This window comes from Sphingobacterium sp. HSC-15S19 (genome assembly GCF_050433745.1).
Taxonomy (GTDB): domain Bacteria; phylum Bacteroidota; class Bacteroidia; order Sphingobacteriales; family Sphingobacteriaceae; genus Sphingobacterium; species Sphingobacterium siyangense.
On record NZ_JBNPWQ010000007.1, the window covers coordinates 57,330 to 71,870 of the forward strand.

Genomic DNA, 14,541 nt, shown 5'->3' on the forward strand with positions numbered 1-14,541 from the left:
GTTTTGTCTTGAGTTAAATAAACATCATTGCCGGTTATCGTCGCATGGAGCAAATACGTCCAAAAGCGAGATTCCGGTAATGATATTTTTGATTGGGCTTATTCCTTCGCTTAATATTCTAAAGGAATAATTGGCTCTTTTTTGCTGGTTGACATAATCATCATGGTTTGGAATGTCTTTACAAAAGGTATTTTGGAGATTTTTTCCATGATGACGCCTTCATAAGCTTTAATATCTTTTACGTAAACCTTGAGGATGAAATCACAATTGCCTGTAACGTGGTGGCATTCGGTTACCTCGGGTATCATTTTGACAGCAGCAACAAACTCAGGGATAGCGTTATGTGTATGGAAATCGAGTGAGATCTGGATAAACGATTTGATTCCAAGTCCCAGTTTCTCCTCGTCTACAAAAGCATGGTAACTTTTGATGAAGCCAGAGTTTTCCAGTTTTCGCACACGCTCTAAAGTTGGTGCGGGAGATAGTCCGATGCTAGATGCGAGTTGCAAATTAGTTATACGACCATTCTCTTGTAATAGTTTAAGAATTTTTAAATCTGTTTTATCCGGTGCAAAGGGCATATCTTAAGTCTTAATAATCAATAGTATTTGTAAATATACAAAATTATATTTGGAAATTTAAAAATATACAAAATTATTGATGATTAATAGATTTTAACTATATTAGGGTTGTTTAGTTATAATTTTAATCGATGTAAAATCATTTGACTGTCATAATCGATTGAAATGTGCTCATTTTAATGAAATGGAGTGATAAATGTCATTTTTTTATTAAAAATGCCTTCGTAAGGTGCTATTAAATGCTGTTTTATTGGCTTTGAAATTGTAACTTTGCAGTTCGATAGGTGCGGAGGTGAAGCCCTCCCAAATTAGTTAAACCGTGAGAGCGCAATATGAGTACTAAAGACGACGATTTGTTAAAAGAGCTGGAGCTCGAAGAATATAAATACGGGTTCACGACAGATATCGAAATGGAAATTGCAGCCAAAGGCCTTACTGAGGATACGGTTCGTTTTATTTCGGCAAAAAAGAATGAACCTGAATGGCTATTGGAATGGAGATTAAAAGCTTTCCGTCATTTCTTGACGTTAAGAATGCCTACTTGGCAGAATTTCAAAGCTCCTGAAATTGATTTTCAAGAGATTTCCTATTATGCAGCCCCAAAAGCAAAACCACAGCTTAATTCGATGGATGAGGTTGACCCTGAGTTGATTGCTACCTTTGAAAAACTGGGGATTCCTTTGGATGAGCAAAAAGTATTGGCAGGAGTTGTGGCGGTAGATGCTGTCTTTGACTCGGTATCTGTCAAAACAACGTTTCGTGAGAAATTAAAAGAACAAGGTGTTATTTTCTGTTCATTTGGTGAGGCCGTGCAAGAGCATCCTGACCTGGTGAAAAAATATTTGGGTACAGTGGTTCCACAGACGGATAACATTTATGCAGCGTTGAATTCTGCAGTATTTTCGGATGGATCCTTTGTTTATGTTCCAAAAGGTGTTAGATGTCCAATGGAATTATCTACCTACTTCCGTATCAATGCACAGAATACCGGACAATTTGAACGCACGTTGATCATTGCAGATGAGGGAGCTTATGTTTCTTATTTGGAGGGATGTACTGCACCTATGCGTGATGAAAACCAGCTGCATGCTGCGGTAGTAGAATTGATTGCCGAACGCGATGCTGATATTAAATATTCTACCGTGCAAAACTGGTACCCTGGTGATAAAGATGGAAAAGGTGGTATTTATAACTTTGTAACCAAGCGTGGAATCTGTAAAGGTGATAACAGTAAAATCTCCTGGACACAGGTAGAAACTGGTTCTGCAATTACATGGAAATACCCTGGTGTGATTTTAAAGGGTGATAACTCTATTGGCGAGTTTTACTCTGTGGCCATGACACGTAATTATCAGGTAGCTGATACAGGAACGAAGATGGTTCATTTGGGTAAAAACACGAAATCTAAAATTATTTCTAAAGGTATTTCTGCCGGTAAGAGCCACAACAGTTATAGAGGTTTAGTGAAAATCGGCCCAAATGCAGACAACTCACGTAACTTTACCCAATGTGATTCCTTATTGATCGGTGATAAATGTGGGGCACATACATTCCCTTATATCGAAAATAGAAATAAGACAGCCAAATTAGAGCATGAGGCGACTACTTCCAAAATCGGTGAGGACCAAGTATTCTATTTGAATCAACGTGGTATCGATTCTGAGAAAGCTGTTGGTTTAATTGTCAACGGGTATGCAAAGGAAGTATTAAATCAATTGCCGATGGAGTTTGCTGTAGAGGCTCAAAAATTATTGGCAATTTCATTAGAAGGTTCAGTAGGATAGATAAAAAATCATTGGGAATGTAGTTTATGACGCTACATTACACCATACTCAATACGAATAAAATGTTAAGCATTAAAAATTTACATGCGTCTGTAGAAGACAAACAAATATTAAAAGGGTTAAACCTAGAAGTAAAAGCTGGAGAAGTTCATGCGATTATGGGACCAAATGGTGCTGGTAAAAGTACATTGGGTAATGTATTGGCCGGACGTGAATCATATGAAGTAAGTGAAGGTTCTGCACTATTGGACGGTGTAGATTTATTGGATCTTTCACCTGAGGACCGTGCACGTGAAGGGCTGTTTTTGGCTTTTCAATATCCTGTTGAAATTCCGGGCGTATCGAATATCAATTTCTTGAAAACAGCTGTAAATGATATTCGTGAGTATAAAGGCCTTCCTCCAATGGAAGCGAAGGAGTTTTTACAAATGGTAAAAGATAAGCAAAAATTGGTTGAATTTTCGGCTAATTTGGCTAACCGCTCTTTAAATGAAGGATTTTCCGGTGGTGAGAAAAAGCGTAACGAAATTTTTCAATTAGCGATGTTGAATCCGAAATTATCTATTTTGGATGAGACAGATTCTGGTTTGGATATCGATGCCCTTCGTATCGTTGCAAATGGCGTGAATCAATTGCGCTCTAAAGACAATGCTTTTATTGTTATTACACACTACCAACGTTTGTTGGATTATATCGTTCCAGATTTTGTTCACGTATTGTACAATGGCCGTATCGTGAAATCGGGACCTAAAGAATTGGCTTTGGAGCTCGAAGAAAAAGGATACGATTGGTTAAAAGAATATGATACACAAAACGCCTAATCTTTTACCTGAGTAAATAGGATTGGAAGAGAATTTTGGCGATTTGATTAAAAAATAACATGAGTACATTAGTTTCAGAATCATTACTTCAACAAGTGTTGGGAGCTTTCAAAGAGCAAGGCGTTTCAGACGAACCTTCGTTTTTCGTGGAGGCCCGCCAACTTGCATTCGAACGTTTCGAAGCAGCAGGCTTTCCCACCGTTAAGAATGAAGAATGGAAATATACAAACATCCACAGTATTATCAATAAGCCTTATGCGCTTGATGTCGATGTGGATATCGAAGGCTTAGACTTTAGTGCAGGGGAGATTCCTCAGTTGGATGCTTACCGCATTATCTTGGTGAACGGTCAGTATGTGTTGGCGGTAAGTGAATTAGAAAATGTGAAGGGACTGTCGGTTATTCCAATGGATGAAGCCACTTCAGAGCCTGCATTTGAGAGCCATTTTGCTAAATATGCGGACAAGTCAGACAATATTATGGTCGCATTGAATACGGCTGCTTTTACAAATGGTGTTTTTATCCATTTGAAAAAGGGAGTTGTACTTGATAAACCAATACAGATTATTCATGTCGCTACAGGAAAAGAGGATTTCTTTGCACAAACACGTAATTTGATCGTTGTCGAGCCAAATGCAGAACTTGAATTGATCGAAAGCTTTATCACTGCAGAAGGTACCGCAAATAATGTGCACAATAAGGTCTCTGAGATTATCGTCAAAGAGAACGCTAAAGTACAACATTATTATTTGCAGCTCGCAGAATCTGTAAGTCGTTACTTTAATCATACAGAGGTATACCAAGAAAAAGATAGCCTTTATAATAATTACAACTGTAATTTTCCTGGCGCCTCGTTTATCCGTAACAATATCAATGTTCGCTTGGATGCAGCGCATGTGGAGAGCCATTTATATGGAATCAACTTAACTGCAGGTGATCAATTGGTCGATAATCATACCATCGTAGACCACCTTAAGCCACATTGTGAGTCTTATGAATGGTATAAAAATATTACACAGGATAAATCCGTTGCAGTTTTCAATGGAAAAATCTTTGTACGTGAGGATGCTCAAAAAACAAATGCTTTTCAGCAGAACAATAATATGCTGATGTCAGACAATTCGGCGGTTTATACCAAACCGCAATTGGAGATCTTTGCGGATGACGTAAAATGTTCACACGGATGTACCATCGGTCAGTTTGATAATGAGGCCTTATTTTATTTGAGAGCAAGAGGAATTGGTGAAGAATCTGCCCGTATCCTGTTGGTACATGCATTTGCATTTGACGTAACTACACGTTTCTCTAATGAGGTTGTTCGCAAATATGTTGAAGAACTTGTGGAAGAAAGCCTAAGGACAAATTAAATCCATTTAGGATTATATAGCTATAAAAAATGGCGTTTACCGTATCGGTAAACGCCATTTTTTATAGAAACAATTGGATCTGTGGTATCTTTCTGTGGTTTTGTACGACCATGTACTTGTCTTTATATACAATTTACGCTTATAAACCTTGGGTTTTATAGCGTGTTCGCTTTTTTCTTGTTAAGCCTCTATCGATAAATAGATGATAGTGAGTCTAAATCTTACTTATTTTTGTATTAAGGTGGCCTATTGTGCTTATTTTATGATAATGTGCTGACCGTTCAGTATTTACAGCAGATGCTATTGCAACGGCTTTTGTTATAGCAGGACTTATTGTGGTATTGGTTGGGGTATTATATCTTTTCAATGATCCAAATAGGAGGCTGGAAAAAAAGAAAGGGTAGTACTACAAAACAGAAAAAGCTTCCAAATTTTGGAAGCTTTTTTAGAGCGAAAGACGAGATTCGAACTCGCGACCCCAACCTTGGCAAGGTTGTGCTCTACCAACTGAGCTACTTTCGCGTTGATGCTACAAAAGTAAGGCATTTATTCGTATTCTGCAAGAGAAAAAACAAAAAATGTTAACTTAAATTGATCGCATCAACACAATTAATACCGTCTATAGCCGCTGAAATGATGCCTCCGGCATAACCTGCACCCTCACCACAAGGGTAAAGTCCTTTGACCTGAGGGTGTTGTAAATCTTCTTTATTTCTAGGAATCCGAATAGGTGAAGATGTCCGTGATTCTACACCAACTAAAATGGCTTCATTGGTATAATACCCCTTCATCTTTTTGCCAAAGATTGGCAGTGCACCGCGTAATGCTTCATGAACAAAAGCAGGTAGCACTTCGGTGAGATCTGCAGAGGCTGTTCCGGGCTTGTAGGAGTTTTCTGGCAGATCCATCGATACACGCCCTTCGACAAAGTCGACCATACGTTGTGCGGGAGCAACGAGTTTACCGCCACCTACGGCAAAAGCCTTTCGCTCGATCTCTTTCTGAAAATTAAGTAATGCAAAAGGATCCTTATGTGCATTGGCAACGTCCTCAAGGTTAATCTGAATAACGGTACCTGAATTGGCGTGCGGATTATTTCGTTTGGATGGGGACCATCCGTTGACAACGATTTCATCTAAATCTGTTGCACAGGGAGCGATAACGCCACCTGGGCACATGCAGAATGAAAATACCCCACGGTCATTAACCTGCTCAACCAAACTATAATATGCAGGGGGTAAATGCTCGCTTCTAACCTGACAATGGTATTGCGCCTGATCAATGATTGACTGCGGATGTTCGATGCGCACACCCAATGCAAAGGCTTTGGCTTCGATCAGCCAGTTATTACGGTGAAAAAGCTCAAAAATGTCCCGTGCAGAGTGTCCTGTTGCTACGATGACGTGATCGGCCTTAATTTCTTCGCCACTGGCTAACTTGACACCTCGCACATGACCGAAAGATTCTAAAATGTCGTCGACACGTTGATCAAAATGAAATTCGCCGCCAAATTCAATAACACTCTCACGCATTGCTTCAATAATATGCGGTAGTTTATTTGTGCCAATATGTGGCCGTGCATTGACTAGAATATCTGTCGTAGCACCATGGGAGACAAAAAGATTGAGCACTTTGTCTACATCACCTCTTTTATTGGAACGTGTATATAGTTTCCCATCGGAGTAAGTTCCGGCCCCACCTTCACCAAAACAGTAGTTTGATTCGGGATTTACGATGCCTTCCCGATTCAGCTTTGCGAGATCGCGCCTACGGTCTTGGACCTTTTTACCGCGTTCGATTACAATTGGTTTGAGCCCACGCTCAATGCAGCGGATGGCCGCAAATATGCCGGCAGGGCCTGCGCCAATAATAATCACGGGTTTTCCGTCTTTAACGGATTTGAAATTATTCGAATAGATCTCAGGAACAGGCAGTTCATCGATATAGTAGATAACCCTTGCCCGGTAGACCACCTGCTTGCTTCGGGCATCAATTGAACGTTTCCGGATTTTATAACCTTTGATTTGCTGGGGTTGAACGCGTAAAGCTTTTATGCCCTGCTGTATAATGTACTGTTCGTCCTCGATCCTTTCTGGAAGTATCGCAATTTCGATTTCTTTTTGCATAGTATGGGGGCTGGGTTTTTATCCCAAAACCGAGACAAAGTTAATGAATATTGGCTATTTGGAGATTTGGAAATAAAAATATTCTTATCTTAGTAAGAGCTTGGTATATGCTTTGATAGTGTAACCGTATAATTTGAATAGTATTTAATTCTTTGAACAATGAAAATTAAAAGATTTTTGGTCGCCCTATGTGGTTTATTTGCATTAGTATCATTAAACTCCTGTGGCTACAATACGATGGTCTCACAAGATGAGAATGTTAAAGGAAAATGGGCACAAGTTGAAAATGCGTATCAACGTCGTGCGGATCTAGTTCCAAATTTGGTTAATACGGTAAAAGGAGCGGCAAAGCACGAAGAAAGTACATTGACAGCCGTTGTAGAGGCAAGAGCTAAGGCAACTTCGGTAACGATTAATGCCGATGATTTGTCTGAGGAGAATATTGCCAAGTTTCAAAAAGTTCAGGATGAATTCAGCGGTTCGTTGAGTCGTCTTTTAGCGTCGGTTGAAGCTTATCCTGATTTGAAGGCAAATCAGAACTTTTTGGAATTACAGGCACAGTTGGAAGGTACTGAAAATCGTATTTCAACAGAACGTAGATCTTACAATGAAGCGGTACAGCAATACAATACCACCGTACGTAGCTTCCCGAATAATTTAATGGCGGGTATGTTCGGATTTAAGGCGAAAGGTACATTTACTGCAGCCCCGGGTTCGGATAAAGCGCCAACGGTATCATTCTAATAGTAAATTGTTAGTAATGAACAGGACGATGGATGATGCGGCTTTCGTAGAAGCACATCATCCATTTTTTTATCGTGTTTTAACTAGTTTTAGATACTTTGAGTCTGGAATAACCGTCTGGTAATCTGGTTTTGAAGTGCAAACGTATACAGACTATGGCATTAAATTCTGAAGAACAAGAGAAGATCGTTCACGCCATTAATGTGGCTGAAAACGAGACTTCCGGTGAGATTCGTGTAGTGGTAGAAAATCATTGCCCCGACGAGGTACATGATCGTGCAACACATTATTTTTCCAAATTGGGCATGCATAAGACCACGTTGAAAAACGGTGTTCTTATCTATATCGCGCTTGAGGATCATAAATTTTCCATTATTGGCGATAAGGGAATCCACCAACGTGTAGAAAGTGATTTTTGGAACAGTACCAAAGATCTTATGGTGGCGGAGTTTCGGGTGGATCGCATTGTTGAGGGCTTGGTCAAAGGGATCGAGCATGCGGGTAAACAATTGGCAAAATTCTTTCCGCGTGAACACGATGACATCAATGAGCTTCCAAATGATATTGTTTTTGGAGACCGTTAATTGTTAAGTGACCAGCAAGAACCCCGAGCTGCTATCGCCTGTCTCGCAAATAGATTGATAAAAATTGTGATAAACCCGACTTCGGGATTCACGGAACGCCATTAGGAGCATCAAGATTGCTTAAGGCAAATAAAAATGAATAAAAGAGAATAATAGGATGAAATTTGTATCGAGATTATTTTCTCGGATTCGAATCCCTGCTATGGCTATGTTGCTTTGTCTGCTGTCGATAGCCACAGTATTGGGTCAAGATTTCCCAGAAACATCAAACAGACTTGTCAATGATTATACAAACACATTGACAGCAAGTCAGAAGCAATTATTGGAGCAGAAGCTATTGGCATTTGAGGATTCCGCATCTACGCAAATTGCTGTGGTTATGATGAATTCAACCGGCGGCTATGACATTTCTGATTATGCAGTCCGTTTAGCGAAAAAATGGGGTATTGGGAATAAAAAGTATAATAATGGTATTCTGTTGTTGGTAGCCCTGGGAGATCGTGCGGTAACTATTCAAACAGGTTATGGTATAGAGGGGGCTGTCCCCGATGCCATTGCATATCGTATTATTGAAAATGATATCAAACCGGCTTTTCGTCAGGGGGATTACTACAAAGGAGTCGACGATGCGACCAGTTCCTTAATTTCCTACACAAAAGGCGAATACAAAGCTGATCCAAAACAACCGAAAGGAAAGGGGTCAGGTTCGGTGATGTTTGTCATTATTATTGTGATATTCTTGATTGTTATTTTCTCCAATCGCGGCGGCCGCGGTGGCGGTGGTGGCGGTCGTGTGATGAATGGACGTGGCGCTTCTGATATCTTTTGGTGGACATTGCTGAATGGTCTTGGCGGCGGTGGCGGCCGAGGTGGTGGCGGTGGCTTCGGCGGCGGCTCAGGTGGCGGTTTTGGCGGTTTCGGTGGCGGTGATTTTGGCGGTGGCGGTGCTTCAGGACGTTGGTAACATCTTTGCTAAATAATGTTAAATAGAACGACAGTGAAACGGAAATGTTTTACATTTATGGGAAGTATATAATTATGAAAAAGGGAATATTAATGGGTTTAAGCTTTTTACCAGCCTTGTTAATGGCACAAGAAAGCTATACGGTTACAGGAAAGGTAAACACGACGTCAGACAAAGCGAAAGTGTTTATGCAATATGCTGCCAATGGAACTCGCCAGACAGATTCAGCAACGGTTGTAAAAGGTGAGTTTAAGTTCAACGGACAGGTGGCTTCGCCAACGAAGGGTATGATGATCTATTCACCGGAAGGCTTATCTTTTGCTGAACTTAGAAATAGTCAAAAGCAGCCTGAAACAGCACAGCTATATCTTTCTAAAGGAGTTATCAAAGTCGATGCAACCAAAGGGTTCAAAGATGCAACCGTCTCGGGTACAGCGCTCAATGATGATCTGACGCAGTACAAGGCTTTTGTGAAACCTCATACAGATGCGTTCGAGGCGTTGAACCAACAATATTATGCGGCTTCGGAGACTCAAAAACAGGATCCTAAATTCATCGAAGGTTTGCAAAAACAGGCTGGTGAGATTTCCGAAAAAATGGAAAAAGCAGATGCTGAATTTATTAACAAAAACCCAAAAAGCTGGTACACGTTGGATTTGTTGTCTGAGAATGTCAGCGGTGAGAACGTCAATGAATATGTGACTTCTTTTGAGAAATTGTCTCCTGAATTGAAAAATTCTGAAAAAGGTAAGGAATTGGCTGAGCGTATCCAGAAATTGAAAGCAGTTGCTGTTGGTTCGGTAGCGCCTGATTTCACATTGCCAGACACAACAGGAAAGAATATTTCCCTATCTTCTTTAAGAGGTAAATATGTTTTATTGGATTTTTGGGCAAGCTGGTGTGGTCCTTGTCGCCACGAAAATCCGAATGTCGTTGCGGCTTTCAATAAATTCAAAGACAAAGGATTTACCGTGTTTGGTGTTTCTTTAGACAATCCGGGTAAAAAAGATGCTTGGGTGAAAGCTATTCATGATGATAATTTACAACAATGGCCACACGTTTCGGACCTACAGGGTTGGAAATCGGCTCCGGTCAAGTTGTACGAAGTACGTGGTATTCCGCAAAACTTCTTAATCGATCCTTCAGGTAAAATTGTAGCATCAAATTTAAGAGGTGAGGCTTTGGAGGCTAAGTTAGCTGAATTGCTAAAATAAATCGGTATATAACTGCCATTAGGCATTTGAATAACCCCTAATTGTTATACTCAGGTGAGCTGGGTCTACAATTAGGGGTTTCTATTTAATAATAGCTGTCCTGATCAACCTGCGCTTTCATCGTTACTGCGCTAGCGGCTGTGATAACGTGGAGGGAATTCACTAACTTCGCCTGCTGCTATAGCGAATGATCACTTGGAACTACTATATCCTCGTGTACAATCCAACTAGGGAATGATGAATCCTGAGTTTTAAACAAGTTGAGCAATGGGATTTCTAAAGCAATTGTGGCAATAAAAATTATATAGATGAAGAAAACAGTAATTTTGGGCATATTCTTGGGGACGGTTCTTGCTTCCTGCAGTGGCGATCAGGGTAAGGGGATTCCCGTTGTCAACCTAGAGGCATTGCATGCCATTCCTTTGGATCATGCTATTGATCAATTGGCTAAAGACACGACTTTTATCGATGTCACGCTGCCGCCTAATGCCAGAATCGATCAGTTATCGCAACAGGAGCTGGGCCAACTAAAAGCTGCTGCATATCGTTTTTATCAGCATGTTACACTGGAAAATAATCAATACCGTGTTGATCTCAAAGATCCTAAGGTATTGCACTTATCGGAACAGGTTGTGAAGGCCTACGAACAGGCGATCAGCAACACGAATCATTTTGCTGACTCGATGGCGAAAGCAGGCCAAGCCATTCAGTTACCTCCGGTATCTGAAGAGTACCTCAATAATTTGCTTAAATAACAACTGTGCCGGATATGGTACTATTGTGGCTTTAGGTAACATGATAGTTTAGGTGTCAGGCCTTTGCCTAAAGGGTTTGGACAATCTAGCAACGAAAGGCATAAAAAAAGAGTATACATCACATGTATACTCTTTTTTTATTGTTAGTTAAGAATAACTTATATCACTTACAAAGAAAGGATTTCAATGATACGAAGTAGGTCTTCATTCATTTTTACGTTATGCTTGATGGCACTCTTAAAAGGAGTGAATCTTACTTCACTGCAAATTAGACCGGCCATTTCACCCCTGCGACCTTGTAGTAAAGCCTCTACGGATGCCACTCCAAGTCTGCTGGCTAACACGCGATCCATGCATGTTGGGCTTCCGCCGCGTTGGATATGTCCTAAAATTGATAATCTAACATCGTAATGCGGAAAATTTTCCTTGATTTTTTCCGAAACAACCATGCCGCCTTCTTTGTCACCTTCAGCAACAATAATAATGCGGGATGATTTATTTTTACGGGATTTGTCAAGTCTTTTCATGATCGCATCATAGTCTACCTCGAACTCAGGAACCAGAACTGCTTCGGCACCGGTACTGATACCAGAGCGAACGGCGATAAGTCCAGAGTCGCGGCCCATCACTTCGATCACAAAAAGTCTATCATGAGACTCGGCGGTGTCGCGAATTTTGTCTACGGCTTGGATAACTGTATTAATGGCTGTATCATAACCAATCGTAAAGTCTGTGCCGGCCAAATCGTTATCAATTGTGCCCGGAAGACCGATGATCGGAAAATCGAATTCTTCTATAAACTTGGACGCACCGGTAAATGTACCGTCGCCACCGATGACAACCATGGCATCAATACCGTGGCTGCGTAAATTTTCATAAGCCTGTTTACGTCCTTCAATAGTTTTGAAGGCCTCGCTACGGGCTGTTTTTAGGATAGTACCACCACGTTGTATGATATTGGCTACAGATTTAGCATCCATGGGGATAATCTCACCATTAACTAGACCATCATAACCTCTGCGTACGCCAAATACTTCAAGATTATTGTAGATACCCGCTCTAACAACAGCACGGATACCAGCATTCATTCCTGGAGCATCTCCTCCAGATGTCAAAACAGCAATTTTTTTAATGTTACTCATACGTACTCAAACTTAGCTATTTTTAAGCGTATATACAATTATATTTCCGTTATTAGAAGTCGCCAATATCGCTATTAAGAACAAGCAATCGCTTTATTAACTGCAATTCATCTAAGTGTGAGCTAAAGATAATGCAAATTTAATAATTGCTTGTTCTCTGCTGTTAATCTCGACGGATACCTTCTGCTGTATACAGGCTATTTTTTTGCCTTAAATGCATCAATTCCGCTCTGTAAAAACGCTTTATATTGTTCAATATTTCTATTTGCACCAGACTGAGGTACCAATACCTTTCCAGTGGCGTCTACAATAACATATAACGGTTGTGAATTGCTATTGAACGTCGATGCTTGGAAATCACTGTTTTTATTTCCTATCGTTTTAATCTTTTTGCCACTGTATTTTGATACGAATTGTTCGTTTGCAGGTAATTCTGTTTTATCATCGACAAACAATTCGGCCATAACAAATTCTTCCTTCAATAGTTTGGCAACCGCAGGATCAGTCCAGACATTTGCTTCCATCTCCCGACAGTTAACACAGTTCCAACCTGTAAAATCTATCAATACAGGTTTATTCAGTTCTTTTGCTGTTTCCAAGGCCTGATCATAATCATAATATGGATCAAATCCTTTTGGTGTACCGCGTTCGTGAAAAATCTCCGCGTATTTTTTGACTTTACCATCACTGTGTGCGGGAGCGGCTGCTATTCCTGCCGACAGGTCAAAGTCCTGTGTTGCCGAGGGTGGCAAGAAAGCTGAAATTGATTTTAGGGGAGCTCCCCATAGCCCCGGTACCATATAGATAACGAAGGAGAATACAATGATAGCGAGAATAGTTCTCGGTACGGAGAGGAATTTTAATTCACTGTCATGTGAAAATTTAATCTTTCCAATAAGATATAAGCCCATCATACTAAAGATGGCAATCCATAGCGATAAGAACACCTCCCGATCCAGCCAATTCCAATGGTAGGCCAAATCTACATTTGATAAGAATTTCAGTGCCAGTGCAAGCTCTAAGAAGCCGAGTACAACCTTCACCGAATTTAACCAGCCACCAGATTTTGGCAGGGATTTTAACATCGAAGGGAACATCGCAAATAAGCCAAAAGGAATTGCAAGTGCTATAGAAAAGCCAAGCATACCGATTGCGGGACCTAGGCGTTCTCCTTTTGAGGCCGCTTCGACCAATAAGGTGCCAATAATGGGGCCAGTACAGGAGAAGGAGACCAGTGAAAGGCTGAATGCCATAAAGAAAAGCCCTACGAGACCGCCTTTGTCGGATTTGGCATCCATTTTATTGACAAAAGAACTCGGTAACGTGATTTCAAAAGCACCAAAAAAGGATGCGGCGAAAACAACTAATAAGAGGAAGAATAGGAAGTTAAATACCCCATTTGTGGATAAAGCATTCAATGCATCCGAACCAAAGGAAATGGTAATAATCATTCCTAAAGCGACATAGATCACAATAATAAAGAGACCGTAGAGGAGTGCCTTGCTGATACCGCTTGCGCGGCTTCCAGCCTGTTTTGTAAAATAACTTACGGTAAGTGGGAGCATTGGAAATATACATGGCATGAGTAGCGCTGCGAAGCCGCCAACTAATCCTGCGATAAAGATACTCCAAAGTGATTTTTTACTTGATTCTTGCCCGGAGGGAGCGTTTGCCTTAACAGGAGCTATTTTGCTGCTGTCCTGACTAACCATTGTGTCAGGTGAAGCTGTAAAATTTAGATCCTCAGGTACCGCTTCAACAGCGGTAGCTGTATCCGGTGATGATTCAAATTGAAGTCCTTCTGTACTTGTTAAACTATCTTGTGCGGAGGCAAAAGTTGCTGTCGTTAAAGAAAGACTGAAAAAAGCAATTAAAAGTAGAATGAATGTGTTTTTTAACATGCGTATGAATTTCTGATGTTATGGTCAAAAATAAAAAAAGGCGATGAGAATCGCCTTATTAATTTATCCGTGTAGAATCATTTTTACTATTTGATTGTCACAGCAAAAGCATATTCGTCTGGAGGAAGACATTGTGATGCATCACATGCTTGCCATTCAACAGTGCCTTTAACGGTGGCAGTTCCTTTGTTTAAAGTTACTTTTTGTTGGAAAATTACCTCGTTTGTAAAATAACCAACATCCATCTTAAATACATCCTCGTGTTTTACTTTTGGTTTCGGCTCTGCAGTTTTACCTACCAATGTATAATCTGCCGCTTTAGCAAAGTTGAAAGAAGTTGGAATTGGGCCACCATCTTTCACATTTTGTGAATATATGTGCCATCCATTTTGGATTGTAGCTTTTACATAAACTACAGCTTCTTTGTTATTTAACTTTTTGCTCGCCACAGTCCATTTTACCGGTTTGTGAATCTGAGCGAATGCTCCCGTAACTGCAAAAATTACCACAGTCATTAACAGTATTAACTTTTTCATCAGAATTTAATTTGTTCTTTCC

13 protein-coding genes and 1 tRNA gene are annotated in these 14,541 nt (G+C 40.4%); 8 read left to right on the forward strand and 6 right to left on the reverse strand.

All coding sequences use genetic code 11. The features are described 5' to 3' along the window. Nucleotides 1-110: 110 nt before the first annotated feature. Nucleotides 111-581: an Lrp/AsnC family transcriptional regulator gene (locus L1283_RS07235; protein ID WP_046673117.1), complete on the reverse strand. Its 471-nt coding sequence runs from the start codon at nucleotides 579-581 to the stop codon at nucleotides 111-113. Between the two features lie 332 nt (nucleotides 582-913). Between L1283_RS07235 and sufB the strand changes: the two genes are divergently transcribed. From sufB to sufD, 3 genes are all read left to right on the forward strand, one after another. Next, entirely contained in the window at nucleotides 914-2,365 is a 1,452-nt protein-coding gene (sufB, locus tag L1283_RS07240; RefSeq protein ID WP_075990262.1) for a Fe-S cluster assembly protein SufB, read from the forward strand. Nucleotides 2,366-2,427: 62 nt separating this feature from the next. After that, on the forward strand, nucleotides 2,428-3,186 hold the full coding sequence (sufC, locus tag L1283_RS07245) for a Fe-S cluster assembly ATPase SufC (RefSeq protein WP_046673119.1): 759 nt from the start codon (nucleotides 2,428-2,430) through the stop codon (nucleotides 3,184-3,186). A gap of 59 nt (nucleotides 3,187-3,245) precedes the next feature. Next, nucleotides 3,246-4,553 (forward strand): Fe-S cluster assembly protein SufD, encoded by a 1,308-nt coding sequence (sufD, locus tag L1283_RS07250; protein ID WP_075990261.1) that lies wholly within the window; start codon nucleotides 3,246-3,248, stop codon nucleotides 4,551-4,553. Between the two features lie 449 nt (nucleotides 4,554-5,002). Here the strand turns inward: sufD and L1283_RS07255 are convergent. Together L1283_RS07255 and L1283_RS07260 are read right to left on the reverse strand one after the other, a co-directional pair. Continuing rightward, nucleotides 5,003-5,075: transfer RNA gene (locus L1283_RS07255), tRNA-Gly, on the reverse strand. Nucleotides 5,076-5,134: 59 nt separating this feature from the next. After that, nucleotides 5,135-6,679: an NAD(P)/FAD-dependent oxidoreductase gene (locus tag L1283_RS07260; protein ID WP_286734267.1), complete on the reverse strand. Its 1,545-nt coding sequence runs from the start codon at nucleotides 6,677-6,679 to the stop codon at nucleotides 5,135-5,137. Nucleotides 6,680-6,844: 165 nt separating this feature from the next. Here L1283_RS07260 and L1283_RS07265 point away from each other — a divergent pair, with 165 nt between their 5' ends. From L1283_RS07265 to L1283_RS07285, 5 genes are all read left to right on the forward strand, one after another. Next, the gene (locus tag L1283_RS07265; RefSeq protein ID WP_046673163.1) at nucleotides 6,845-7,423 is read left to right on the forward strand and encodes a LemA family protein; all 579 of its coding nucleotides are present in this window, start codon (nucleotides 6,845-6,847) and stop codon (nucleotides 7,421-7,423) included. Between the two features lie 155 nt (nucleotides 7,424-7,578). Further along, nucleotides 7,579-8,007: a TPM domain-containing protein gene (locus L1283_RS07270; RefSeq protein ID WP_075990259.1), complete on the forward strand. Its 429-nt coding sequence runs from the start codon at nucleotides 7,579-7,581 to the stop codon at nucleotides 8,005-8,007. A gap of 202 nt (nucleotides 8,008-8,209) precedes the next feature. Further along, nucleotides 8,210-8,971, forward strand: a complete 762-nt coding sequence (locus L1283_RS07275) for a TPM domain-containing protein (RefSeq protein ID WP_088163278.1) — start codon at nucleotides 8,210-8,212, stop codon at nucleotides 8,969-8,971. A 74-nt stretch (nucleotides 8,972-9,045) separates the two neighbouring features. Continuing rightward, the gene (locus L1283_RS07280; RefSeq protein ID WP_145328772.1) at nucleotides 9,046-10,185 is read left to right on the forward strand and encodes a TlpA disulfide reductase family protein; all 1,140 of its coding nucleotides are present in this window, start codon (nucleotides 9,046-9,048) and stop codon (nucleotides 10,183-10,185) included. A 308-nt stretch (nucleotides 10,186-10,493) separates the two neighbouring features. Beyond that, nucleotides 10,494-10,940, forward strand: a complete 447-nt coding sequence (locus tag L1283_RS07285; RefSeq protein WP_088163276.1) for a hypothetical protein — start codon at nucleotides 10,494-10,496, stop codon at nucleotides 10,938-10,940. 167 nt (nucleotides 10,941-11,107) lie between these two features. Here the strand turns inward: L1283_RS07285 and pfkA are convergent, their stop codons facing one another. From pfkA to L1283_RS07300, 3 genes are all read right to left on the reverse strand, one after another. Beyond that, nucleotides 11,108-12,082 (reverse strand): 6-phosphofructokinase, encoded by a 975-nt coding sequence (gene pfkA / locus L1283_RS07290; protein WP_075990255.1) that lies wholly within the window; start codon nucleotides 12,080-12,082, stop codon nucleotides 11,108-11,110. A gap of 197 nt (nucleotides 12,083-12,279) precedes the next feature. Continuing rightward, entirely contained in the window at nucleotides 12,280-13,983 is a 1,704-nt protein-coding gene (locus L1283_RS07295; RefSeq protein WP_070561449.1) for a protein-disulfide reductase DsbD family protein, read from the reverse strand. 86 nt (nucleotides 13,984-14,069) lie between these two features. After that, complete coding sequence (locus tag L1283_RS07300) at nucleotides 14,070-14,519, reverse strand: protein-disulfide reductase DsbD domain-containing protein (RefSeq protein WP_070561447.1); 450 nt, start codon at nucleotides 14,517-14,519, stop codon at nucleotides 14,070-14,072. Nucleotides 14,520-14,541 lie beyond the last annotated feature (22 nt).

Coding starts and splice junctions, on each gene's coding strand:
- sufD (WP_075990261.1), top strand. CDS start 3,246: ATGAGTACATTAGTTTCAGAATCATTACTTCAACAAGTGTTGGGAGCT.
- L1283_RS07280 (WP_145328772.1), top strand. CDS start 9,046: ATGAAAAAGGGAATATTAATGGGTTTAAGCTTTTTACCAGCCTTGTTA.
- sufB (WP_075990262.1), top strand. CDS start 914: ATGAGTACTAAAGACGACGATTTGTTAAAAGAGCTGGAGCTCGAAGAA.
- L1283_RS07260 (WP_286734267.1), bottom strand. CDS start 6,679: ATGCAAAAAGAAATCGAAATTGCGATACTTCCAGAAAGGATCGAGGAC.
- L1283_RS07295 (WP_070561449.1), bottom strand. CDS start 13,983: ATGTTAAAAAACACATTCATTCTACTTTTAATTGCTTTTTTCAGTCTT.
- L1283_RS07300 (WP_070561447.1), bottom strand. CDS start 14,519: ATGAAAAAGTTAATACTGTTAATGACTGTGGTAATTTTTGCAGTTACG.
- sufC (WP_046673119.1), top strand. CDS start 2,428: ATGTTAAGCATTAAAAATTTACATGCGTCTGTAGAAGACAAACAAATA.
- L1283_RS07285 (WP_088163276.1), top strand. CDS start 10,494: ATGAAGAAAACAGTAATTTTGGGCATATTCTTGGGGACGGTTCTTGCT.
- L1283_RS07235 (WP_046673117.1), bottom strand. CDS start 581: ATGCCCTTTGCACCGGATAAAACAGATTTAAAAATTCTTAAACTATTA.
- L1283_RS07270 (WP_075990259.1), top strand. CDS start 7,579: ATGGCATTAAATTCTGAAGAACAAGAGAAGATCGTTCACGCCATTAAT.
- pfkA (WP_075990255.1), bottom strand. CDS start 12,082: ATGAGTAACATTAAAAAAATTGCTGTTTTGACATCTGGAGGAGATGCT.
- L1283_RS07275 (WP_088163278.1), top strand. CDS start 8,210: ATGGCTATGTTGCTTTGTCTGCTGTCGATAGCCACAGTATTGGGTCAA.